Here is an 18,016-nt window from a genome sequence, read left to right as displayed (position 1 = left end):
GGCCGGTGACGACGTACTCCGCGCTGGAAGCGCTTAGTACTGCTCGGTCTCCACGAAGCCGGCGTCGACGTCGTCGTCGGCGCCGAACGCGTCGGCGGCGGCGGTCGGGTCGAATCCGGGCGGGCTGTCCTTGAGGGCCAGGCCCATGCCGGCCAGCTTCGCCTTGACCTCGTCGATCGACTTCGCACCGAAGTTGCGGATGTCGAGCAGGTCCGCCTCGGAGCGCGCGACCAGCTCACCCACGGAGTGGATGCCCTCACGCTTGAGGCAGTTGTACGAACGGACGGTGAGCTCGAGCTCCTCGATCGGGAGCGCGAGGTCCGCGGCCAGCGCCGCGTCCGTCGGGGACGGGCCCATGTCGATGCCCTCGGCGTCGACATTGAGCTCGCGGGCCAGGCCGAACAGCTCGACCAGGGTCTTGCCGGCCGACGCCATGGCGTCACGCGGCCGCATGGCCTGCTTGGTCTCGACGTCGACGATCAGCTTGTCGAAGTCGGTGCGCTGCTCGACACGGGTCGCCTCGACCTTGTAGGTGACCTTGAGCACCGGGCTGTAGATGGAGTCGACCGGGATCCGGCCGATCTCCTGGCCCTGCTGCTTGTTCTGCACCGCGGAGACGTAGCCGCGACCGCGCTCGACGGTCAGCTCCATCTCCAGCTTGCCCTTGGCGTTCAGCGTCGCCAGGACCAGGTCGGGGTTGTGTACCTCGACACCGGCCGGAGGCGCGATGTCGGCGGCGGTGACGACACCCGGACCCTGCTTGCGCAGGTACATCACGACCGGCTCGTCGTGCTCCGAGGAGACGACCAGCTGCTTGATGTTGAGGATGACGTCGGTGACGTCCTCCTTGACGCCCGGCACGGTGGTGAACTCGTGCAGAACGCCGTCGACCCGGATCGAGGTGACAGCCGCACCCGGGATCGAGGAGAGGAGCGTACGGCGGAGTGAGTTGCCGAGGGTGTAGCCGAAGCCCGGCTCCAGCGGCTCGATCACGAACCGTGAGCGGAATTCGTCGACGACCTCTTCGGTCAACGAGGGACGCTGAGCGATCAGCATGTGTGCGGTCCTTCAGTCGTGGGCGCCCGCTATTTGACGCCCCCTGTCATACGAGGGTACGGGCGGTACGGCGTTCCGTCACAAACCGGAGCCGTACCGCCCGTATCGATCAGCTCTTACTTGGAGTAGAGCTCAACGATCAGCTGCTCCTGCACCTGGGTGTCGATCACCTGGCGCTCGGGCAGGCTGTGCACGAGAATCCGCAGCCGACCCGCGTTGGCCTCAAGCCACGCGGGGACGGTCTTGTCGCCGGCCTCGCCCTGCGCCACCGCGAACGGGGTCAGGTTACGGGACCGCTCGCGGACCTCGACGATGTCGTTCACGGCCACGCGCGCCGACGGGATGTCGGTCTTGCGGCCGTTCACGGTGATGTGTCCGTGACGGACCAGCTGACGGGCGTGGTCACGGGACTTGGCGAAGCCGGCCCGGTACACCACGTTGTCGAGGCGGGTCTCAAGGATGCGCAGAAGGTTCTCACCGGTCTTGCCGGACTTCTGGTTCGCTTCCTTGTAGTAGTTCACGAACTGCTTCTCGAGAACACCGTAGATACGCGCGCACTTCTGCTTCTCACGCAGCTGAAGCAGGTACTCGCTGTCCTTGGTGCGCCCGCGTCCGTGCTCACCCGGGGGGTAAGGACGGATCTCGATCGGGCACTTCGCGCTCTCGCACTTCGCTCCCTTGAGGAAGAGCTTCTGCTTCTCCCGACGGCAACGCTTGCAGTCGGCCCCGGTATAACGCGCCATTGTCTCAGTTCTCCTGTATCAGCTGGTCAGACGCGGCGGCGCTTCGGCGGGCGGCAGCCGTTGTGCGGGGTCGGGGTGACGTCCTGGATCGAGCCGACCTCAAGGCCGGTGGCCTGGAGGGAGCGGATCGCGGTCTCACGGCCGGAGCCGGGACCCTTGACGAAGACGTCCACCTTGCGCATGCCGTGCTCCTGCGCCCGGCGGGCGGCCGACTCGGCGGCCATCTGCGCGGCGAAGGGGGTGGACTTGCGCGAGCCCTTGAAGCCGACGTGACCGGCGGAGGCCCAGGAGATCACGTTGCCCGAGGGGTCGGTGATCGAGACGATCGTGTTGTTGAACGTGCTCTTGATGTGGGCGTGCCCATGAGCGACGTTCTTCTTTTCCTTGCGGCGCACCTTCTTGGCTGCGCCCTGACGGCCCTTAGGAGGCATGTGTCGGTTCTCCCGGTGGAGGTGATCGGTCCTACAGCGAAGACCGCTTAGGGGTGTCCGCTGAGGACTACTTCTTGCCCGGCTTCTTCTTACCGGCGATGGCGCGACGCGGGCCCTTGCGGGTGCGGGCGTTGGTGTGCGTGCGCTGGCCGTGGACCGGCAGGCCCCGGCGGTGGCGCAGCCCCTGGTAGCAGCCGATCTCCACCTTGCGGCGGATGTCGGCCTGCACCTCGCGACGGAGGTCACCCTCGGTCTTGAAGTTCGCGTCCACGTATTCGCGCAGCTTGACGAGGTCTTCCTCGGAAAGGTCGCGGACGCGGATGTCGGGGTTCACACCGGTGTCCTTCAGCACCTGCTGCGAGCGCGAACGCCCGATGCCGAAGACGTAGGTGAGGGCGATCTCCACGCGCTTCTCGCGCGGGAGGTCAACGCCTGAAAGGCGTGCCATTTACTTGGCTCCTGGTGAGTTCGGAGGTCTTCCGCAGTGCCGGCTCCCGGCGGCCGTGTCAGGTACCGGACGGGTCCCCGGCCTCCGCCGGGGGTGTCGTCCCCGTGGTACCGGGGACGGGCGCTGCGTATGTACGGGTGTGCGTCGCGCGAAGTTCTGCGTAATGCAGGGGTGGTCGTGCGTCAGCCCTGGCGCTGCTTGTGGCGCAGGTTGTCGCAGATGACCATGACCCGGCCGTGGCGGCGGATCACCTTGCACTTGTCGCAGATCTTCTTGACGCTCGGCTTGACCTTCATGGTGTGAGGTTCTCCGGGTCGTGAGATCTACTTGTATCGGTAGACGATCCGTCCGCGCGTCAGGTCGTAGGGAGACAGCTCCACCACGACCCGGTCATCCGGGAGGATACGGATGTAGTGCATCCGCATCTTGCCGCTGATGTGCGCGAGGACCTTGTGACCGTTCTGCAGCTCCACCTTGAACATCGCATTCGGCAGAGACTCGATCACGGTGCCCTCGATTTCGATGGCGCCTTGCTTCTTGGCCATGTCCTGCTTTCGGGATCGGCTACCGGGGTCGGCTTCGGACATGCCGGAAGACACCCGAGAGCCGACGTGTCAGTCTACGCCACGGCTCCCGTAAAGACGAATCCAGGGTGTATGCCCGTTAATGATGATCGTTAAGCCAGGGGGGTTTCGAGCCCCTCAGGCCAGCGGGTCGGGGCCCGCCGTCACTCCGTACTCCGCCAGTTTGGCCCGGCCCCCGTCGGGGGCGGTGAGGACCAGCGGGCCCTGTTCTGTGAGGGCGATCGAGTGCTCCCAGTGCGAGGACCAGGAGCCGTCGTCGGACTTCACGGTCCACTCGTCGTCCAGCACATGGGTACGCGGGGAGCCCAGGGTCACCATCGGCTCGATGGCCAGGCACACCCCCGGGACCAGCTTGATGCCGCGGCCGCGCTTCTTGGTCACGTAGTTCAGCAGGTGCGGGTCCATGTGCATCTCGCTGCCGATGCCGTGTCCGCCGTACTCCTCGACAATGCCGTACTTGCCGGAGGCGGGCCGCGGCTGGCGGCGGATGTACGACTCGATCGCGCGGGAGATGTCCTCCAGCCGGTTGCCCTTGCGGAAGGCGGCGATGCCGGCCCACATGGACTCCTCGGTGACCCGGCTCAGCTCGATCAGCTCGGGCGAGTGGCCGCTGCCGACGAAGCAGGTGAAGGCCGCGTCGCCGTGCCAGCCGTCCACGATCGCGCCCGCGTCGATGGCGATGATGTCGCCGTCCTTGAGCACGGTGCTGCGGTCCGGGATGCCGTGCACCACCACGTCGTTGACCGACGTGCAGATGTTGCCGGGGAAGCCGCCGTAGCCCAGGAAGTTGGGCTTCGCGCCGTGGTCGGCGATGACCTTGGCGGCGACCTCGTCCAGGTCCTTCGTAGTGGCGCCGGGCACCGCCGCCGCGCGGGTCGCCTCGTGGATCGCCGCGACCACCAGCCCTGCCGCGCGCATCTTGGCGATCTGCTCCGGGGTCTTGATCTCCACCATCGCGGCTGAAGCCTTCCTCACGCAACTGTCGTGTCTGTCGGTGCCCGCTTGCACAGGTACTCGTTCAACCATACGGCCGTGGCGCCCGTCCGGGCACCACGGCCGTATGGCGTACCGGTACACCCGTACCGGTTGCGGTTCGCTATTCGCCGCGCAGGGCGTCCATCGCCCGCTGGGTGACCTCGGCCACCGGACCGAGCGCCGAGATCGTCACCACAAGATTCTGCTGCTTGTAGTAGTCGATGATCGGCTCGGTCTCGCGGTGGTAGACCTCCAGGCGCCGGCGGACGGTCTCCTCGGTGTCGTCGTCGCGCTGGTACAGCTCGCCGCCGCACTCGTCGCAGACGCCCTCGGTCTTGGGCTTCTTGTACGCGACGTGGAAGACATGCGCGCTGTTGTTGCGGCAGATCCGGCGCCCGGCGATCCGGGTGACCACCTCGTCCTCCGGCACCTCCAGGTCGAGCACACCGTCGAGCTTGATGCCGTGCTGCCCGAGGTACGCGTCGAGCGCCCTCGCCTGCTGCTGGTTGCGCGGGAAGCCGTCGAGCAGAAAGCCCTCGGCGGCATCCGCCTGGTCCAGCCGGTCCTCCGCCATGCCGATGGTCACCTCGTCGGGCACCAGGTTTCCGGCGTCCATGAACGCCTTCGCCTGATTGCCCAGGTCTGTGCCCTGGCTGATGTTGGCGCGGAACAGGTCGCCCGTCGAGACGTGCGGGATCGACAGGTTCTTGGCAAGGAACGCGGCCTGCGTCCCCTTGCCGGCGCCGGGCGGCCCGACCAGGACGATTCGCATCAGCGGAGGAACCCTTCGTAGTTACGCTGCTGGAGCTGGCTCTCGATCTGCTTCACGGTCTCCAGACCCACACCGACGATGATGAGGATGCTGGTGCCACCCAGAGGGAAGTTGCCGTTGCTCCCGTTGAAGACCGCGATGGCGACCGTCGGTACGAGCGCGATGAGTCCCAGATAGAGCGCCCCGGGCCACGTGATGCGATTGAGCACGTAACTGAGGTACTCGGCGGTGGGTCGACCGGCCCGGATGCCCGGGATGAACCCACCATACTTCTTCATATTGTCGGCAACTTCTTCGGGGTTGAAGGAGATCGCGACGTAGAAGAAGGCGAAGAAGACGATCAGCAGGAAGTAGGCCGCCATGTACGTCGGGTGGTCGCCCTTGGTGAAGTTGCGGCTGATCCACTGCGCCCAGCCGGCCGTCGATCCGGAGAACTGGACGATCAGCGCCGGGATGTAGAGCAGCGACGAGGCGAAGATGACCGGGATGACACCGGCCTGGTTCACCTTGAGCGGGATGTACGTGGACGTGCCGCCGTACGACCGCCGGCCGATCATGCGCTTGGCGTACTGCACCGGGATACGGCGCTGCGCCTGTTCGACGAAGACCACCAGGCCGACGATCACCAGGCCGATCGCGATGACCGCCAGGAACTCGACCCAGCCGCCCGCGATCTTGCCGGAGACCTTGATCGCCCACAGGGAGCCGGGGAAGCCGGCCGCGATGGCGACGAACATCAGGATCGACATGCCGTTGCCGATACCGCGGTCGGTGATCAACTCACCGAGCCACATGATCACCACGGTGCCGGCGGTCATCGTCGTGACCATCGTGACCGTGGTGAAGATCGACTGGTTCGGGACGATGTCGCCGCCCTGCTGGCACTGCGAGAACAGGTTGCCGGAACGGGCGGTGGCCACCAGGCCCGTACCCTGGAGCACCGCGAGCGCGACGGTCAGGTAACGGGTGTACTGCGTGATCTTGGTGGTGCCGGCCTGGCCCTCCTTCTTGAGGGCCTCCAGGCGGGGGATCACCACCGTCAGCAGTTGGAGGATGATGCTCGCCGTGATGTACGGCATGATTCCCAGCGCGAAGATGGTCAGCTGGAGCAGCGCGCCGCCACTGAACATGTTCACCAGGCCGAAGAGGCTGTTGTTGCCCTTCGTGCTCTTGATGCACGCGTTGACGACCGAATAGTCGATCCCGGGAACGGGAACGTGGGCGCCGAGGCGGTAGACCACCATGATGGCCAGCGTGAACAACAGCTTCTTGCGCAGGTCGGGCGTCCTGAACGCCCGGGCGAACGCGGTGAGCACGGTGCCTCCTGCACCCCCCGCGCACGGCGGAAGGACGGTCTGAGTGAGGTTCGGACTGATACGGGCGGCTTGCAACTGCCGTATCAGCGGAAGCGCACAGGCTCCGCGGACAGTAGCAGCGTCCGTAACCTTACCGGCGAGGTGGCCTCACTAGGAATGACCAACCGGCACGGGAAAATCACAGAAATGAACGACCGGGGACGCCCCCAGGTACTGGGCATCCCCGGTCGGGTGCGACATCGGGCTCAGACGAGCTCGGTCACGGTACCGCCGGCGGCGGTGATCTTCTCCTTGGCGGAGCCGGAGGCCGCGTCAACGGTCACCTGCACAGCCACGGAGATCTCGCCGGTGCCGAGCACCTTGACGAGCTGGTTCTTGCGTACCGCGCCCTTGGCGACCAGGTCGGCCACGGTCACCTCGCCACCCTCGGGGTAGAGGGTCGCGAGCTTGTCGAGGTTGACGACCTGGTACTCGGTGCGGAACGGGTTCTTGAAGCCCTTGAGCTTCGGGAGCCGCATGTGGAGGGGCATCTGCCCGCCCTCGAAGCGCTCCGGAACCTGGTAGCGGGCCTTGGTGCCCTTGGTGCCACGACCGGCCGTCTTGCCCTTGGAGCCCTCGCCTCGACCCACACGGGTCTTGGCGGTCTTGGCTCCCGGAGCGGGACGGAGGTTGTGGATCTTGATCGGGTTGTCACCCATGATCAGTCGACCTCCTCGACCGTGACGAGGTGGCGGACGGTACGGACCATGCCGCGGATCTCCGGGCGGTCCTCCTTGACCACGACGTCGTTCAGCCGCTTCAGGCCGAGCGAACGCAGGGTGTCACGGTGGTTCTGCTTGCTGCCGATGTAGGACTTGGTCTGCGTGACCTTGAGACGCGCCATCACACACCCACTCCGGCACGGGCGCGCAGCAGAGCCGCGGGCGCGACGTCCTCGATGGGCAGGCCACGGCGGGCCGCGATCTCCTCGGGCCGCTGAAGGCCCTGGAGCGCCGCCACGGTGGCGTGCACGATGTTGATCGCGTTGTCCGAGCCGAGGCTCTTGGACAGCACGTCGTGGATGCCCGCGCACTCCAGCACGGCACGCACCGGGCCACCGGCGATGACGCCGGTACCGGGGGAGGCCGGCTTGAGCAGGACGACACCGGCCGCCTTCTCACCCTGGATCGGGTGCGGGATGGTGCCCTGGATACGGGGGACCTTGAAGAAGTGCTTCTTGGCCTCCTCCACACCCTTGGCGATGGCGGCCGGCACCTCCTTGGCCTTGCCGTAGCCGACGCCCACGGTGCCGTCACCGTCGCCCACCACGACCAGCGCGGTGAAGCTGAAGCGACGACCACCCTTCACTACCTTGGCGACGCGGTTGATCGCGACGACTCGCTCGACATAGGCGGTCTTCTCGGCCTGCTGGCCGCCGTCCCGCCGGTCTTTACGGTCCCGTCGCTCGCCGCCACCGGCACCGCTTCCGCGGCGCTGGGGTCCAGCCATTGGAATTACCTCTCGATCCTTTAGCGTTTCTCCGCTAGCTACACAGCGACAGTGAGTCGCTGCAGCGACGGGCGGCTCAGAACTTCAGTCCGGCTTCGCGGGCGGCGTCCGCGAGGGCGGCGATGCGCCCCGCGTACTGGTTGCCGCCGCGGTCGAACACAACAGTCTCGACGCCCTTGGCCTTGGCCCGCTCGGCCACGAGCTGGCCGACCTGCTTGGCCTTGGCGCTCTTGTCGCCTTCGCCGCCGCGGATGGACGCGTCGAGGGTCGACGCGGACGCGAGCGTGTGGCCCGCGAGGTCGTCGACGATCTGCGCGACGATGCCGCGGTTGGACCGCGTCACGACCAGACGCGGACGCTCCGCCGTACCCGAGATCCGCTTGCGGACCCGGATGTGGCGGCGCTTGAGTGCGGCACCCTTGTAGGCCTTGCCCTTGGCGATCTTCACACCGAATGCCATGGCTACTTACCAGCCTTTCCGACCTTGCGGCGGATGACCTCGCCGGCGTACTTGACACCCTTGGCCTTGTACGGGTCGGGCTTCCGCAGCTTGCGGATGTTGGCGGCCACCTCGCCGACCTTCTGCTTGTCGATGCCCTCGACCGAGAACTTGGTCGGGGACTCGACCTTGAAGGAGATCCCCTCGGGGGCCTCGACGAGAATCGGGTGGCTGTAGCCGAGCGCGAACTCCAGGTTGGAGCCCTTCGCCTGGACGCGGTAGCCGACCCCGCTGATTTCCAGTGCCTTCACGTATCCCGTGGTCACGCCGGTGATCATGTTCGCCACCAGCGTGCGGGACAGGCCGTGCAGGGCCTTCGAGACACGCTCGTCGTTGGGGCGGGTGACGTGCAGAACGCCGTCCTCGCCCTTGGCGATCTCGATCGGCGCGGCGACGGTGTGGGTGAGGGAGCCCTTGGGGCCCTTCACCGCGACCGTGCGGCCGTCGATGGTGACGTCCACTCCGGCGGGAACCGAGATGGGCAGCTTGCCGATGCGCGACATTGCTATACCTCGCTTTCCCGGTTACCAGACGTAGGCGAGGACTTCCCCACCCACGCCCTTCTTCTGCGCCTGCTGGCCGGTGAGCAGCCCGTGGGACGTGGAGATGATCGCCACGCCCAGGCCGCCGAGCACCTTCGGCAGATTGGTGGACTTCGCGTAGACCCGCAGACCCGGCTTGCTGATCCGCTTGATGCCCGCGATCGAGCGCTGACGCTCGGGGCCGAACTTCAGCTCAAGGAGGAGAGTCTTGCCGACCTCCGCCTCCTCGACCTTCCAGCCGGTGATGTAACCCTCCTGCTGGAGGATCTCCGCGATGTGCGACTTGATCTTGCTGAACGGCATCGCGACATCGTCGTGGTACGCCGAGTTCGCGTTGCGCAGACGGGTCAGCATGTCTGCGATGGGGTCGGTCATGGTCATGAGTTGGCCCTGGGCCTCTCTCGCCGGGGTTTCCTATCTGTGCCATCCCTCTCTCCGAGAGGTACGCGAGGCGTACGTCGGAACGGGTGCGGCACGGGGACCTACGGCGTAGTAAGTCGGTCGTGGACGGCGGGCGCCCAACCCTTCCACCTTACGGGAAGAAGGAGTAAGGCGGTGCCGCGCGCCAGCGCGCCCTTGGAAGGGCGGTGGCGGGCGACGGGTGGGCACCGACCGGCCAACTACTTACCGAGAGTTCCTGGTGTCCCTGAAGGGACTTACCAGGAGCTCTTGGTCACGCCCGGCAGCTCGCCGCGGTGGGCCATCTCACGAAGGCACACACGGCACAGGCCGAACTTGCGGTAGACGGAGTGCGGCCGGCCACAGCGCTGGCAGCGGTTGTACCCGCGCACAGCGAACTTGGGCTTGCGAGCGGCCTTAGCGATCAGAGCCTTCTTCGCCACGGTCAGTTCTCCTTGAACGGGAAGCCGAGGTGACGAAGGAGGGCACGACCCTCGTCGTCGTTGGTCGCCGTGGTGACCACGGTGATGTCCATGCCCCGGACCCGGTCGATCTTGTCCTGGTCGATCTCGTGGAACATGACCTGCTCCGTGAGACCGAAGGTGTAGTTGCCCCGGCCGTCGAACTGCTTGGGGGACAGACCACGGAAGTCGCGGATACGCGGAAGCGCCAGCGACAGCAGACGGTCCAGGAACTCCCACATGCGGTCACCGCGAAGCGTGACATGGGCACCGATCGGCTGGCCCTCACGCAGCTTGAACTGCGCGATGGACTTACGGGCCTTGGTGACCTGCGGCTTCTGGCCGGTGATCGTGGCGAGGTCGCGGATCGCGCCCTCGATCAGCTTGGAGTCGCGGGCGGCGTCGCCCACACCCATGTTGACCACGATCTTGGTGAGACCGGGGATCTGCATGACGTTCTCGTAGGAGAACTCGTCACGCAGCTTGCCCGCGATCTCCTCGCGGTAACGCGTCTTGAGACGCGGTGTGATGGTGGTGGCAGTCATCAGATGTCCTCACCGGTCCGCTTGGCAACGCGGATCTTGTTGCCCTCGTCGTCGAACCGGTAGCCGACGCGGGTCACGACCTTCTTGCCGTCCTTCTCAACAACCAGCTGCACGTTGCTGACGTGGATCGGCGCCTCGGTGGTGATGATGCCGCCGGTCTGCGAACCACGGTCGGTCTGGCCGGCCTTGGTGTGCTTCTTGACCCGGTTGACACCCTCGACGAGGACCCGGTCCTGAGCGGGGTAGGCCACGATGACCTTGCCCTGCTTGCCCCTGTCCTTACCGGTGATGACCTGGACCAGGTCGCCCTTCTTGATCTTCATCGGTTACAGCACCTCCGGCGCGAGGGAGACGATCTTCATGAACTTCTTCTCGCGCAGCTCACGGCCTACCGGGCCGAAGATACGGGTGCCGCGGGGGTCGCCGTCGTTCTTGAGGATCACGGCGGCGTTCTCGTCGAACCGGATGTACGAGCCGTCGGCGCGACGGCGCTCCTTGACGGTACGGACGATGACGGCCTTGATGACCTCGCCCTTTTTCACGTTGCCACCGGGGATCGCGTCCTTGACGGTGGCGACGATGACGTCACCGATTCCCGCGTAGCGGCGACCCGAGCCACCGAGAACACGGATGCAAAGGATCTCCTTGGCACCAGTGTTGTCGGCGACACGAAGTCGCGACTCCTGCTGGATCACGTCTATCTCCTGTTTGTCGCGTCGGTTCCCGGCAGGGGCCGGCCGGTTGACCGGCCGGCCCGCCGCCGAGCCTGACGGAACGGTCCTGAGGGAGTGCCCTCAGGGATTACTTGGCCTTCTCGAGGATCTCGACGACGCGCCAGCGCTTCGTCGCGGACAGCGGCCGGGTCTCCATCAGGAGGACACGGTCGCCGATGCCCGCGGCGTTCTGCTCGTCGTGCGCCTTGAGCTTGTTGGTGCGGCGGATGACCTTGCCGTAGAGGGCGTGCTTCACACGGTCCTCGACGGCGACCACAACGGTCTTGTCCATCTTGTCGCTGACCACAAGGCCCTCACGGGTCTTGCGGAAGCCACGCTGCTCAGTCGTCTCTGTCACATTCTTCTCGCTCATCAGGCGCTCTCCACCGTCTCGATGCCCAGCTCGCGCTCGCGCATCAGGGTGTAGATCCGGGCGATGTCCTTGCGGACCGTCTTGAGCCGGGTGTTGTTCTCCAGCTGTCCGGTGGCCGCCTGGAAGCGGAGGTTGAACAGCTCCTCCTTGGCCTCACGCAGCTTGCCGACGAGCTCCTCGTCGCCGAGCTGGCGCAGCTCGGTCGCCTTGGTACCGGCCGCCATCACGACTCACCTGCCTCGCGCCGCACAATGCGGCACTTCATCGGGAGCTTGTGAGCGGCGCGGGTCAGCGCTTCACGAGCCACCTTCTCGTTCGGGAAAGACAGCTCGAACATCACCCGACCGGGCTTGACGTTCGCGATCCACCACTCCGGCGAACCCTTACCGGAACCCATGCGGGTCTCGGCCGGCTTCTTGGTCAGCGGACGGTCCGGGTAGATGTTGATCCAGACCTTGCCGCCACGCTTGATGTGACGGGTGATGGAGATACGAGCGGACTCGATCTGCCGGTTGGTCACGTAGGCCGGGGTCACGGCCTGGAGGCCGTACTCACCGAACGCCAGCTCGGTGCCGCCCTTGGCCATGCCGTCGCGGCTCGGGTGGTGCTGCTTGCGGTGCTTGACCCTGCGGGGGATCAGCATGGTACTTAGCCTTCCGTTCCGGGGGTCTCCGCGGCCGGGGCCTCGACGGCGACAGCGGCCTCGGCCTTGGGGGCCTGGGCGCCTTCCGTCTGAGGACGACGGCCACGGCCACCGCGCTCGCCACCGCGACGCTGCGGACGCTCGTTGCCACCACCGCGGGCCGGACGGTTGCCGGCGCGGGCGGCGGCGTTGTCGGCGCGGACCTCGGCGATGTTCTTGACGTCGCCCTTGTAGATCCACACCTTCACACCGATGCGGCCGAAGGTGGTCTTGGCCTCGAAGAAGCCGTAGTCCACGTTGGCGCGCAGGGTGTGCAGGGGAACCCGGCCCTCGCGGTAGAACTCGGAGCGGGACATCTCGGCGCCGCCGAGACGGCCGCCGCACTGGATCTTGATGCCCTTGGCGCCGGCCTTCAGCGTGCCCTGCATGCTCTTGCGCATGGCACGGCGGAAGGAGACACGGGAGGACAGCTGCTCGGCGACGGCCTGGGCCACCAGCTGAGCGTCCATCTCCGGGTTCTTGACCTCAAGGATGTTCAGCTGGACCTGCTTGCCGGTCAGCTTCTCCAGGTCACCGCGGATACGGTCGGCCTCCGCGCCGCGGCGGCCGATGACGATGCCCGGCCGGGCGGTGTGGATGTCGACGCGGACGCGGTCGCGGGTGCGCTCGATCTCCACCTTGGAGATGCCGGCCCGCTCCATGCCCTGCGTCATCATCCGGCGGATGGCGACGTCTTCCTTGACGTAGTCCTTGTACAGCTTGTCGGCGTACCACCGGGACTTGAAGTCCGTGGTGATGCCGAGCCGGAACCCGTAAGGGTTAACCTTCTGGCCCATTACCGGGTCCCTTCCTTGCTGGCGACGACCACGGTGATGTGGCTGGTCCGCTTGCGGATCCGGTAGGCCCGGCCCTGGGCGCGCGGCCGGAACCGCTTCAGGGTCGGACCCTCGTCCACGTACGCCTCGCTGATGTACAGCGACTCGGCGTCCGTGTGGTCGTAGTTGTGCGCGGCGTTGGCGATGGCGCTGTCAAGCACCTTGCCGACCGGCACGCTCGCGGCCTGCGGGGTGAAACGCAGGACCGCCTGAGCCTCCGTGGCATCCATGCCACGGATGAGGTCCACCACGCGGCGGGCCTTCATGGGCGTGACGCGGATGTACCGCGCCTGGGCCCTGGCTTCCATGGTTGTCCCTTCGGTGTCTGTCTTCGTCACTGTCCGACTCCCGCTGATCAGCGACGACGCGACTTACGGTCGTCCTTCTCATGGCCGCGGAAGGTGCGGGTCGGCGCGAACTCGCCGAGCTTGTGGCCGACCATCGACTCAGTGACAAACACCGGGACGTGCTTACGGCCGTCGTGCACCGCGATCGTGTGGCCGAGCATGGCCGGGATGATCATCGAGCGGCGGGACCAGGTCTTGATGACGTTCTTGGTGCCGGCTTCGTTCTGGACATCCACCTTCTTGAAAAGGTGGTCGTCGACGAAGGGCCCCTTCTTGAGACTGCGCGGCATCTAAACCCGCTCCTAGCGCTTCTTGTTCGTCTTGCGGCGGCGGACGATGTACTTGCTGCTCGCCTTCTTGGGAGAGCGCGTACGACCCTCCTTCTGACCCCACGGGGAGACCGGGTGGCGACCACCGGAGGTCTTGCCCTCACCACCACCGTGCGGGTGGTCCACCGGGTTCATGGCGACACCGCGGACGGTCGGGCGAACGCCCTTCCACCGCATACGGCCGGCCTTGCCCCAGTTGATGTTCGACTGCTCCGCGTTGCCGACCTCGCCGATGGTGGCGCGGCAGCGGACGTCGACCATCCGGACCTCGCCGGACGGCATGCGAAGGGTGGCCATGTTGCCTTCCTTCGCCAGCAGCTGGACGGAAGCGCCCGCGGAGCGGGAGATCTTCGCGCCGCCACCGGGCCGCAGCTCGATCGCGTGGATCGTGGTACCCACCGGGATGTTGCGCAGCGGCAGGTTGTTGCCCGGCTTGATGTCGGCGTTGGGGCCGTTCTCGATCCGGTCGCCCTGCGACAGCTTGGCGGGGGCGAGGATGTAACGCTTCTCGCCGTCCGCGTAGTGCAGCAGCGCGATGCGCGCGGTGCGGTTGGGGTCGTACTCGATGTGCGCGACCTTGGCGGGCACGCCGTCCTTGTCGTGCCGACGGAAGTCGATGACACGGTAGGCGCGCTTGTGGCCACCACCCTGGTGGCGAACGGTCACACGACCGGCGTTGTTACGGCCGCCCTTGCTGTGCAGCGGGCGGACCAGCGACTTCTCCGGCGTGGACCGCGTGATCTCGACAAAGTCGGCGACGCTGGAGCCACGACGGCCCGGAGTCGTCGGCTTGTACTTGCGGATACCCATTTCTCAGTCCTCGGAAGATTCCGGACTTCTGAACGACCGGCCCCCGTTAGGAGACCGGACCGCCGAAGATGTCGATTCGGTCGCCCTCGGCAAGGGTCACGATGGCGCGCTTGGTGTTGGCGCGCTTGCCGAAACCGGTGCGGGTGCGCTTGCGCTTGCCCTGGCGGTTGATCGTGTTGACCCCGGTGACCTTGACCTGGAAGACCGCCTCGACGGCCTGCTTGATCTGGGTCTTGTTGGCGCGCGGGTCGACGACGAACGTGTACTTGTTCTCGTCCAGCAGCGCGTAGCTCTTCTCGGAGACCACCGGCTTGATCAGAAGGTCACGGGGGTCCGTGAACGTCTTGCTGGTGACGACCGCTGCGGTGGCAGTTGCGTCGCTCATCAGGCGTCGCTCCCTTCAAGCTCGGCCTCGTCGGCGACGGCCTTGCCGGAGGCGACAGGACCGGCCACGAAACGCTCGAAGGCGCTCTGCGTGAAGACCACGTCGTCGGAGACGAGCACGTCGTACGTGTTCAGCTGGCCTGCGTCCAGGATGTGCACCTGGGGCAGGTTGCGGGCGGACAGCCACGCGGCCTCGTCGGCACGCTCGATGACCAGGAGCACGTTCTTGCGCTCGCTGATCTTGCCGAGCAGGCTCTTGGCCGCCTTCGTCGACGGGGCCGAGCCCTCGACGACGCCGGTGACGACGTGGATGCGGTTGTGGCGCGCGCGGTCGGTCAGGGCACCGCGGAGGGCGGCCTTGACCATCTTCTTGGGGGTCCGCTGCGAGTAGTCACGCGGCACGGGACCGTGCACGACGCCACCACCGGCGAACTGCGGCGCGCGGGTCGAGCCCTGACGGGCGCGGCCGGTGCCCTTCTGGCGGTACGGCTTCTTGCCACCACCGCGGACCTCGCCACGCGTCTTGACCTTGTGCGTGCCCTGACGGGCGGCGGCCAGCTGCGCGACGACGACCTGGTGGATCAGCGGGATGCTGACCTTGGCGTCGAAGATCTCGGCCGGGAGCTCTACGGTCCCGGCGGTGTCGCCCGCGGGCGACAGGATGTCAATGGTGCTCATATCCTCAGGCCCCCTTGGCCGCGGTGCGGACCAGGACGAGGCCGCCGTTCGGACCGGGGACGGCTCCCTTGATCAGGAGCAGGCCCTTCTCCGCGTCAACGGCGTGGACGGTCAGGTTCTGGGTGGTGACCCGCTCGTTGCCCATGCGGCCCGCCATGCGCATGCCCTTGAACACGCGGCCCGGGGTGGCGCAGCCACCGATGGAGCCGGGCGAGCGGTGCTTGCGCTGGACGCCGTGGCCGGCGCCGAGGCCCTTGAAGTTGTGACGCTTCATGACACCGGCGAAGCCCTTGCCCTTGCTCTTGCCGGTCACGTCCACCTTGATGCCGGCCTCGAACACCGTGGCGGTGATCTCCTGGCCCAGCGTGTACTCACCGGCGTCTGCGGTACGCAGCTCCACCAGGTGGCGGCGGGGGGTGACGTCGGCCTTCGCGAAGTGGCCCTTGAGCGGCTTGTTCACCTTGCGCGGGTCGATCTCGCCGAAGGCGAGCTGAACCGACTCGTAGCCGTCGGCGTCGTTGGTACGCACCTGGGTGACGACATTCGGGCCGGCCTTGACGACGGTCACAGGGACGACACGGTTGTTCTCGTCCCAGACCTGGGTCATGCCGAGCTTCTCGCCCAGGATGCCCTTGATCTGCTTTGCCATCTTCTCCGCGCCTCTCAGAGCTTGATCTCGATGTCGACGCCCGCCGGAAGGTCCAGGCGCATCAACGAGTCAACGGTCTTGGGCGTCGGGTCGAGGATGTCGATCAGGCGCTTGTGCGTGCGCATCTCGAAGTGCTCGCGCGAGTCCTTGTACTTGTGCGGCGACTTGATGACGCAGTACACGTTCTTCTCAGTGGGCAGCGGCACCGGGCCCGCGACCTGCGCACCGGTACGGGTCACCGTCTCGACGATCTTCTTCGCCGAGGAGTCGATGACCTCGTGGTCGTAGGCCTTGAGCCGAATGCGGATCTTCTGTCCCGCCATGGCTACTCCGTAGTCCTTGTCTCTTTTCCGCTCCGGCATCCGCTTCGCCCGACCCACGCGGTCGGGTGTGTCGCGCCCCTTGCGATGATTTTCCGCATGCGGAATATCCCTGCGAGGGGTTTGCGTGGGAGATAACACCCACCGGATGCCTGGCCGGAGCCGCACTGACGCTTCCCGGAAGATTCCCGTACGTCCGCCCCAGCGCTGCCCGGAGGGCAGATAAGGCGACGAGTACTGTGGGACTCGCTTCCGGTCCCCCCGACGGGAGGCGCGCAGCATCGGCGCTCGACCGAGCAACTTGGGTAGTCTGCCACAGGGGGCCTGCCCGGCGCCAATCGGGCCGGGAAGCCTACCGCTCCGCGGTCGGTGCGGGCACATCGGCCCGCCGCGGGGTGTCGTCCTGGCGGAACGCCCAGCGCATCTCGGGCTCCATGACGCAGCGGAAGACCCGGCGCACGGGCGCGCTGCACAGCGCGGTGACGACGGCGGCGGCGATCACGGTGACCGCGACCTCGCCCAGCGGCGTGTAGATCCAGTGGTGGGTGAACCACCCCTTGGCCAGCGCGCCGCGCAGGATGAAGCCGTGCAGCAGATAGCCGTAGAGCGTCCCCGCCCCCAGCGAGGTGAACCAGGTCTTGCGCCGCGGCACCAGCGCCAGGAAGCAGGCGCAGAACAGCAGCGAGACCCCGTAGAGCAGCAGGCTCAGCGCGAGGCCGTGCCGCACCGAGTAGCCGAAGCTCTGCATGCTGTCCCGTCGGAAGAACAGCGACTCGTGGAAGGTCGGCGACAGCCGGTAGAAGACCGCGAGGCCGATCAGCAGCAGCGGGACGGCGGCGATCCGCGCTCCGCGGCTGCGCACCAGGTCGAAGTGCTCCGGCTTCAGCATCAGTCCGAGCACGAAGAAGGGCAGGAACTCCAGCGTCCGGTACAGGTCGAGTTCGCCGCCGAGGTGCGGGGACACGGCCACCGTCAGCCCCACGACGAGGGCGACGATCACCGGCATCCGGATGACCCGCCACAGCGGGGTGGTCATCCGCCAGATGAACAGCGAGGCCAGGAACCAGGTCAGGAACCACGGGTCGAGCACCGAGATCGCCCGGTCCGGGTCGTGTCCCCACCAGCGGTCCGCCAGCGAGTAGGCCACCTCGAACACCACATAGGGCACGACGATCCCGGTGACGAGCCGCTTGAGCTGGGCGGGCCGCATCGTGAAGCTGCGCGAGAAGTAGCCGGAGATCACGATGAACGCCGGCATGTGGAAGGAGTACACAAGGATGTAGAGCGCGTGCGTGGCACGGCTCCCCGAGTGCATCAGGGGCTCCCACGTATGGGCGCAGACCACCAGGACGATCGCCAGGAACTTCGCGTTGTCGAAGAACGCGTCCCGTTGCTTGCGCGGCGGGGCGGCCGTATCGGCCTGCCCTCCTCGCTCCGGGGCAGTCCCGGGCCGGTTCTGGGCGTTGCTTTCGAACTCTGGCACCAGGGAGTGAGCGGACACGCGAGGAGTTTAGTGCGCCGCGGACAACCGACGGCAAGAGGGTGGCGATCTCCCCGCGATCCCCACACCACCCGGCCGTCGGCTCCCCCGCACACCGCCTGAACGCCGAAGGGGCCCCCGGCCGTCGGGAGAGAC

The 18,016-nt window shown here is 66.7% G+C and carries 31 protein-coding genes; all 31 read right to left on the bottom strand.

The features are described from left to right. Nucleotides 1-33: 33 nt before the first annotated feature. Nucleotides 34-1,056, bottom strand: a complete 1,023-nt coding sequence (locus OHA30_RS21860) for a DNA-directed RNA polymerase subunit alpha (RefSeq protein WP_033177813.1) — start codon at nt 1,054-1,056, stop codon at nt 34-36. 116 nt (nt 1,057-1,172) lie between these two features. Further along, nucleotides 1,173-1,799, bottom strand: coding sequence for a 30S ribosomal protein S4 (gene rpsD / locus OHA30_RS21855; protein ID WP_328915543.1), 627 nt, complete (start codon nt 1,797-1,799; stop codon nt 1,173-1,175). Nucleotides 1,800-1,825: 26 nt separating this feature from the next. Continuing rightward, the gene (rpsK, locus tag OHA30_RS21850) at nt 1,826-2,230 is read right to left on the bottom strand and encodes a 30S ribosomal protein S11 (RefSeq protein ID WP_003956432.1); all 405 of its coding nucleotides are present in this window, start codon (nt 2,228-2,230) and stop codon (nt 1,826-1,828) included. Nucleotides 2,231-2,297: 67 nt separating this feature from the next. Further along, on the bottom strand, nt 2,298-2,678 hold the full coding sequence (rpsM, locus tag OHA30_RS21845) for a 30S ribosomal protein S13 (protein WP_328915542.1): 381 nt from the start codon (nt 2,676-2,678) through the stop codon (nt 2,298-2,300). A gap of 182 nt (nt 2,679-2,860) precedes the next feature. Further along, complete coding sequence (gene rpmJ / locus OHA30_RS21840) at nt 2,861-2,974, bottom strand: 50S ribosomal protein L36 (RefSeq protein WP_003956441.1); 114 nt, start codon at nt 2,972-2,974, stop codon at nt 2,861-2,863. Between the two features lie 27 nt (nt 2,975-3,001). Beyond that, complete coding sequence (gene infA, locus OHA30_RS21835; RefSeq protein ID WP_003956442.1) at nt 3,002-3,223, bottom strand: translation initiation factor IF-1; 222 nt, start codon at nt 3,221-3,223, stop codon at nt 3,002-3,004. A 156-nt stretch (nt 3,224-3,379) separates the two neighbouring features. Next, nucleotides 3,380-4,216 (bottom strand): type I methionyl aminopeptidase, encoded by an 837-nt coding sequence (gene map / locus OHA30_RS21830; protein WP_328917942.1) that lies wholly within the window; start codon nt 4,214-4,216, stop codon nt 3,380-3,382. Nucleotides 4,217-4,358: 142 nt separating this feature from the next. Beyond that, nucleotides 4,359-5,009, bottom strand: a complete 651-nt coding sequence (locus OHA30_RS21825; RefSeq protein WP_328915541.1) for an adenylate kinase — start codon at nt 5,007-5,009, stop codon at nt 4,359-4,361. Continuing rightward, complete coding sequence (secY, locus tag OHA30_RS21820; RefSeq protein ID WP_328915540.1) at nt 5,009-6,325, bottom strand: preprotein translocase subunit SecY; 1,317 nt, start codon at nt 6,323-6,325, stop codon at nt 5,009-5,011. The genes OHA30_RS21825 and secY overlap by 1 nt, the downstream gene beginning before the upstream one ends. A 245-nt stretch (nt 6,326-6,570) precedes the next feature. Further along, nucleotides 6,571-7,023 (bottom strand): 50S ribosomal protein L15, encoded by a 453-nt coding sequence (gene rplO, locus OHA30_RS21815; protein WP_405785455.1) that lies wholly within the window; start codon nt 7,021-7,023, stop codon nt 6,571-6,573. A 2-nt stretch (nt 7,024-7,025) separates the two neighbouring features. After that, complete coding sequence (gene rpmD, locus OHA30_RS21810; protein WP_093713223.1) at nt 7,026-7,208, bottom strand: 50S ribosomal protein L30; 183 nt, start codon at nt 7,206-7,208, stop codon at nt 7,026-7,028. Beyond that, the gene (gene rpsE / locus OHA30_RS21805; RefSeq protein ID WP_031524774.1) at nt 7,208-7,813 is read right to left on the bottom strand and encodes a 30S ribosomal protein S5; all 606 of its coding nucleotides are present in this window, start codon (nt 7,811-7,813) and stop codon (nt 7,208-7,210) included. The genes rpmD and rpsE overlap by 1 nt, the downstream gene beginning before the upstream one ends. Before the next feature lie 76 nt (nt 7,814-7,889). Continuing rightward, a complete protein-coding gene (gene rplR / locus OHA30_RS21800; protein ID WP_328915539.1) occupies nt 7,890-8,273 on the bottom strand; it encodes a 50S ribosomal protein L18 in 384 nt (127 codons plus the stop codon). A gap of 2 nt (nt 8,274-8,275) precedes the next feature. Next, a complete protein-coding gene (gene rplF, locus OHA30_RS21795) occupies nt 8,276-8,815 on the bottom strand; it encodes a 50S ribosomal protein L6 (RefSeq protein WP_328915538.1) in 540 nt (179 codons plus the stop codon). Nucleotides 8,816-8,836: 21 nt separating this feature from the next. Next, nucleotides 8,837-9,235, bottom strand: a complete 399-nt coding sequence (gene rpsH, locus OHA30_RS21790; RefSeq protein WP_328915537.1) for a 30S ribosomal protein S8 — start codon at nt 9,233-9,235, stop codon at nt 8,837-8,839. A gap of 275 nt (nt 9,236-9,510) precedes the next feature. Beyond that, nucleotides 9,511-9,696, bottom strand: coding sequence for a type Z 30S ribosomal protein S14 (locus OHA30_RS21785; protein ID WP_073492416.1), 186 nt, complete (start codon nt 9,694-9,696; stop codon nt 9,511-9,513). A 2-nt stretch (nt 9,697-9,698) separates the two neighbouring features. Continuing rightward, on the bottom strand, nt 9,699-10,259 hold the full coding sequence (rplE, locus tag OHA30_RS21780; RefSeq protein ID WP_328915536.1) for a 50S ribosomal protein L5: 561 nt from the start codon (nt 10,257-10,259) through the stop codon (nt 9,699-9,701). Then, nucleotides 10,259-10,582 (bottom strand): 50S ribosomal protein L24, encoded by a 324-nt coding sequence (gene rplX / locus OHA30_RS21775; RefSeq protein ID WP_328915535.1) that lies wholly within the window; start codon nt 10,580-10,582, stop codon nt 10,259-10,261. The genes rplE and rplX overlap by 1 nt, the downstream gene beginning before the upstream one ends. Before the next feature lie 3 nt (nt 10,583-10,585). Next, a complete protein-coding gene (rplN, locus tag OHA30_RS21770) occupies nt 10,586-10,954 on the bottom strand; it encodes a 50S ribosomal protein L14 (RefSeq protein WP_328915534.1) in 369 nt (122 codons plus the stop codon). A 106-nt stretch (nt 10,955-11,060) separates the two neighbouring features. Beyond that, the gene (gene rpsQ, locus OHA30_RS21765; protein WP_069462149.1) at nt 11,061-11,345 is read right to left on the bottom strand and encodes a 30S ribosomal protein S17; all 285 of its coding nucleotides are present in this window, start codon (nt 11,343-11,345) and stop codon (nt 11,061-11,063) included. Further along, the gene (gene rpmC, locus OHA30_RS21760; RefSeq protein WP_069462150.1) at nt 11,345-11,569 is read right to left on the bottom strand and encodes a 50S ribosomal protein L29; all 225 of its coding nucleotides are present in this window, start codon (nt 11,567-11,569) and stop codon (nt 11,345-11,347) included. The genes rpsQ and rpmC overlap by 1 nt, the downstream gene beginning before the upstream one ends. Continuing rightward, nucleotides 11,569-11,988 (bottom strand): 50S ribosomal protein L16, encoded by a 420-nt coding sequence (gene rplP / locus OHA30_RS21755; protein ID WP_328915533.1) that lies wholly within the window; start codon nt 11,986-11,988, stop codon nt 11,569-11,571. The genes rpmC and rplP overlap by 1 nt, the downstream gene beginning before the upstream one ends. A gap of 5 nt (nt 11,989-11,993) precedes the next feature. Continuing rightward, nucleotides 11,994-12,824 carry a 30S ribosomal protein S3 gene (gene rpsC / locus OHA30_RS21750; protein WP_328915532.1) on the bottom strand — a complete coding sequence of 277 codons (831 nt, stop codon included), beginning with the start codon at nt 12,822-12,824 and terminating at the stop codon, nt 11,994-11,996. Continuing rightward, nucleotides 12,824-13,171 carry a 50S ribosomal protein L22 gene (gene rplV / locus OHA30_RS21745; RefSeq protein ID WP_328915531.1) on the bottom strand — a complete coding sequence of 116 codons (348 nt, stop codon included), beginning with the start codon at nt 13,169-13,171 and terminating at the stop codon, nt 12,824-12,826. The genes rpsC and rplV overlap by 1 nt, the downstream gene beginning before the upstream one ends. A 47-nt stretch (nt 13,172-13,218) precedes the next feature. After that, complete coding sequence (rpsS, locus tag OHA30_RS21740; RefSeq protein ID WP_328915530.1) at nt 13,219-13,500, bottom strand: 30S ribosomal protein S19; 282 nt, start codon at nt 13,498-13,500, stop codon at nt 13,219-13,221. 12 nt (nt 13,501-13,512) lie between these two features. After that, complete coding sequence (rplB, locus tag OHA30_RS21735; protein ID WP_328915529.1) at nt 13,513-14,349, bottom strand: 50S ribosomal protein L2; 837 nt, start codon at nt 14,347-14,349, stop codon at nt 13,513-13,515. Between the two features lie 46 nt (nt 14,350-14,395). Further along, a complete protein-coding gene (gene rplW / locus OHA30_RS21730; protein WP_328915528.1) occupies nt 14,396-14,734 on the bottom strand; it encodes a 50S ribosomal protein L23 in 339 nt (112 codons plus the stop codon). Continuing rightward, entirely contained in the window at nt 14,734-15,411 is a 678-nt protein-coding gene (rplD, locus tag OHA30_RS21725) for a 50S ribosomal protein L4 (RefSeq protein ID WP_328915527.1), read from the bottom strand. The genes rplW and rplD overlap by 1 nt, the downstream gene beginning before the upstream one ends. A 4-nt stretch (nt 15,412-15,415) precedes the next feature. Further along, entirely contained in the window at nt 15,416-16,060 is a 645-nt protein-coding gene (rplC, locus tag OHA30_RS21720; RefSeq protein WP_328915526.1) for a 50S ribosomal protein L3, read from the bottom strand. 14 nt (nt 16,061-16,074) lie between these two features. Beyond that, a complete protein-coding gene (gene rpsJ, locus OHA30_RS21715) occupies nt 16,075-16,383 on the bottom strand; it encodes a 30S ribosomal protein S10 (protein WP_014144312.1) in 309 nt (102 codons plus the stop codon). Between the two features lie 349 nt (nt 16,384-16,732). Beyond that, nucleotides 16,733-17,881, bottom strand: coding sequence for an acyltransferase family protein (locus OHA30_RS21710; protein ID WP_328915525.1), 1,149 nt, complete (start codon nt 17,879-17,881; stop codon nt 16,733-16,735). Nucleotides 17,882-18,016: the final 135 nt, after the last annotated feature.

It is taken from the genome of Streptomyces sp. NBC_00223 (assembly GCF_036199905.1).
In the GTDB taxonomy this organism is placed as follows: domain Bacteria; phylum Actinomycetota; class Actinomycetes; order Streptomycetales; family Streptomycetaceae; genus Actinacidiphila.
Note: the sequence above shows the minus strand (reverse complement) of the source record. Positions and strands in the feature narration are given on the sequence as shown.

Coding starts and splice junctions, on each gene's coding strand:
- OHA30_RS21860 (WP_033177813.1), bottom strand. CDS start 1,056: ATGCTGATCGCTCAGCGTCCCTCGTTGACCGAAGAGGTCGTCGACGAA.
- rpsD (WP_328915543.1), bottom strand. CDS start 1,799: ATGGCGCGTTATACCGGGGCCGACTGCAAGCGTTGCCGTCGGGAGAAG.
- rpsK (WP_003956432.1), bottom strand. CDS start 2,230: ATGCCTCCTAAGGGCCGTCAGGGCGCAGCCAAGAAGGTGCGCCGCAAG.
- rpsM (WP_328915542.1), bottom strand. CDS start 2,678: ATGGCACGCCTTTCAGGCGTTGACCTCCCGCGCGAGAAGCGCGTGGAG.
- rpmJ (WP_003956441.1), bottom strand. CDS start 2,974: ATGAAGGTCAAGCCGAGCGTCAAGAAGATCTGCGACAAGTGCAAGGTG.
- infA (WP_003956442.1), bottom strand. CDS start 3,223: ATGGCCAAGAAGCAAGGCGCCATCGAAATCGAGGGCACCGTGATCGAG.
- map (WP_328917942.1), bottom strand. CDS start 4,216: ATGGTGGAGATCAAGACCCCGGAGCAGATCGCCAAGATGCGCGCGGCA.
- OHA30_RS21825 (WP_328915541.1), bottom strand. CDS start 5,009: ATGCGAATCGTCCTGGTCGGGCCGCCCGGCGCCGGCAAGGGGACGCAG.
- rplO (WP_405785455.1), bottom strand. CDS start 7,023: ATGGGTGACAACCCGATCAAGATCCACAACCTCCGTCCCGCTCCGGGA.
- rpmD (WP_093713223.1), bottom strand. CDS start 7,208: ATGGCGCGTCTCAAGGTCACGCAGACCAAGTCCTACATCGGCAGCAAG.
- rpsE (WP_031524774.1), bottom strand. CDS start 7,813: ATGGCTGGACCCCAGCGCCGCGGAAGCGGTGCCGGTGGCGGCGAGCGA.
- rplR (WP_328915539.1), bottom strand. CDS start 8,273: ATGGCATTCGGTGTGAAGATCGCCAAGGGCAAGGCCTACAAGGGTGCC.
- rplF (WP_328915538.1), bottom strand. CDS start 8,815: ATGTCGCGCATCGGCAAGCTGCCCATCTCGGTTCCCGCCGGAGTGGAC.
- rpsH (WP_328915537.1), bottom strand. CDS start 9,235: ATGACCATGACCGACCCCATCGCAGACATGCTGACCCGTCTGCGCAAC.
- rplE (WP_328915536.1), bottom strand. CDS start 10,259: ATGACTGCCACCACCATCACACCGCGTCTCAAGACGCGTTACCGCGAG.
- rplX (WP_328915535.1), bottom strand. CDS start 10,582: ATGAAGATCAAGAAGGGCGACCTGGTCCAGGTCATCACCGGTAAGGAC.
- rpsQ (WP_069462149.1), bottom strand. CDS start 11,345: ATGAGCGAGAAGAATGTGACAGAGACGACTGAGCAGCGTGGCTTCCGC.
- rpmC (WP_069462150.1), bottom strand. CDS start 11,569: ATGGCGGCCGGTACCAAGGCGACCGAGCTGCGCCAGCTCGGCGACGAG.
- rplP (WP_328915533.1), bottom strand. CDS start 11,988: ATGCTGATCCCCCGCAGGGTCAAGCACCGCAAGCAGCACCACCCGAGC.
- rpsC (WP_328915532.1), bottom strand. CDS start 12,824: ATGGGCCAGAAGGTTAACCCTTACGGGTTCCGGCTCGGCATCACCACG.
- rplV (WP_328915531.1), bottom strand. CDS start 13,171: ATGGAAGCCAGGGCCCAGGCGCGGTACATCCGCGTCACGCCCATGAAG.
- rpsS (WP_328915530.1), bottom strand. CDS start 13,500: ATGCCGCGCAGTCTCAAGAAGGGGCCCTTCGTCGACGACCACCTTTTC.
- rplB (WP_328915529.1), bottom strand. CDS start 14,349: ATGGGTATCCGCAAGTACAAGCCGACGACTCCGGGCCGTCGTGGCTCC.
- rplW (WP_328915528.1), bottom strand. CDS start 14,734: ATGAGCGACGCAACTGCCACCGCAGCGGTCGTCACCAGCAAGACGTTC.
- rplD (WP_328915527.1), bottom strand. CDS start 15,411: ATGAGCACCATTGACATCCTGTCGCCCGCGGGCGACACCGCCGGGACC.
- rplC (WP_328915526.1), bottom strand. CDS start 16,060: ATGGCAAAGCAGATCAAGGGCATCCTGGGCGAGAAGCTCGGCATGACC.
- rpsJ (WP_014144312.1), bottom strand. CDS start 16,383: ATGGCGGGACAGAAGATCCGCATTCGGCTCAAGGCCTACGACCACGAG.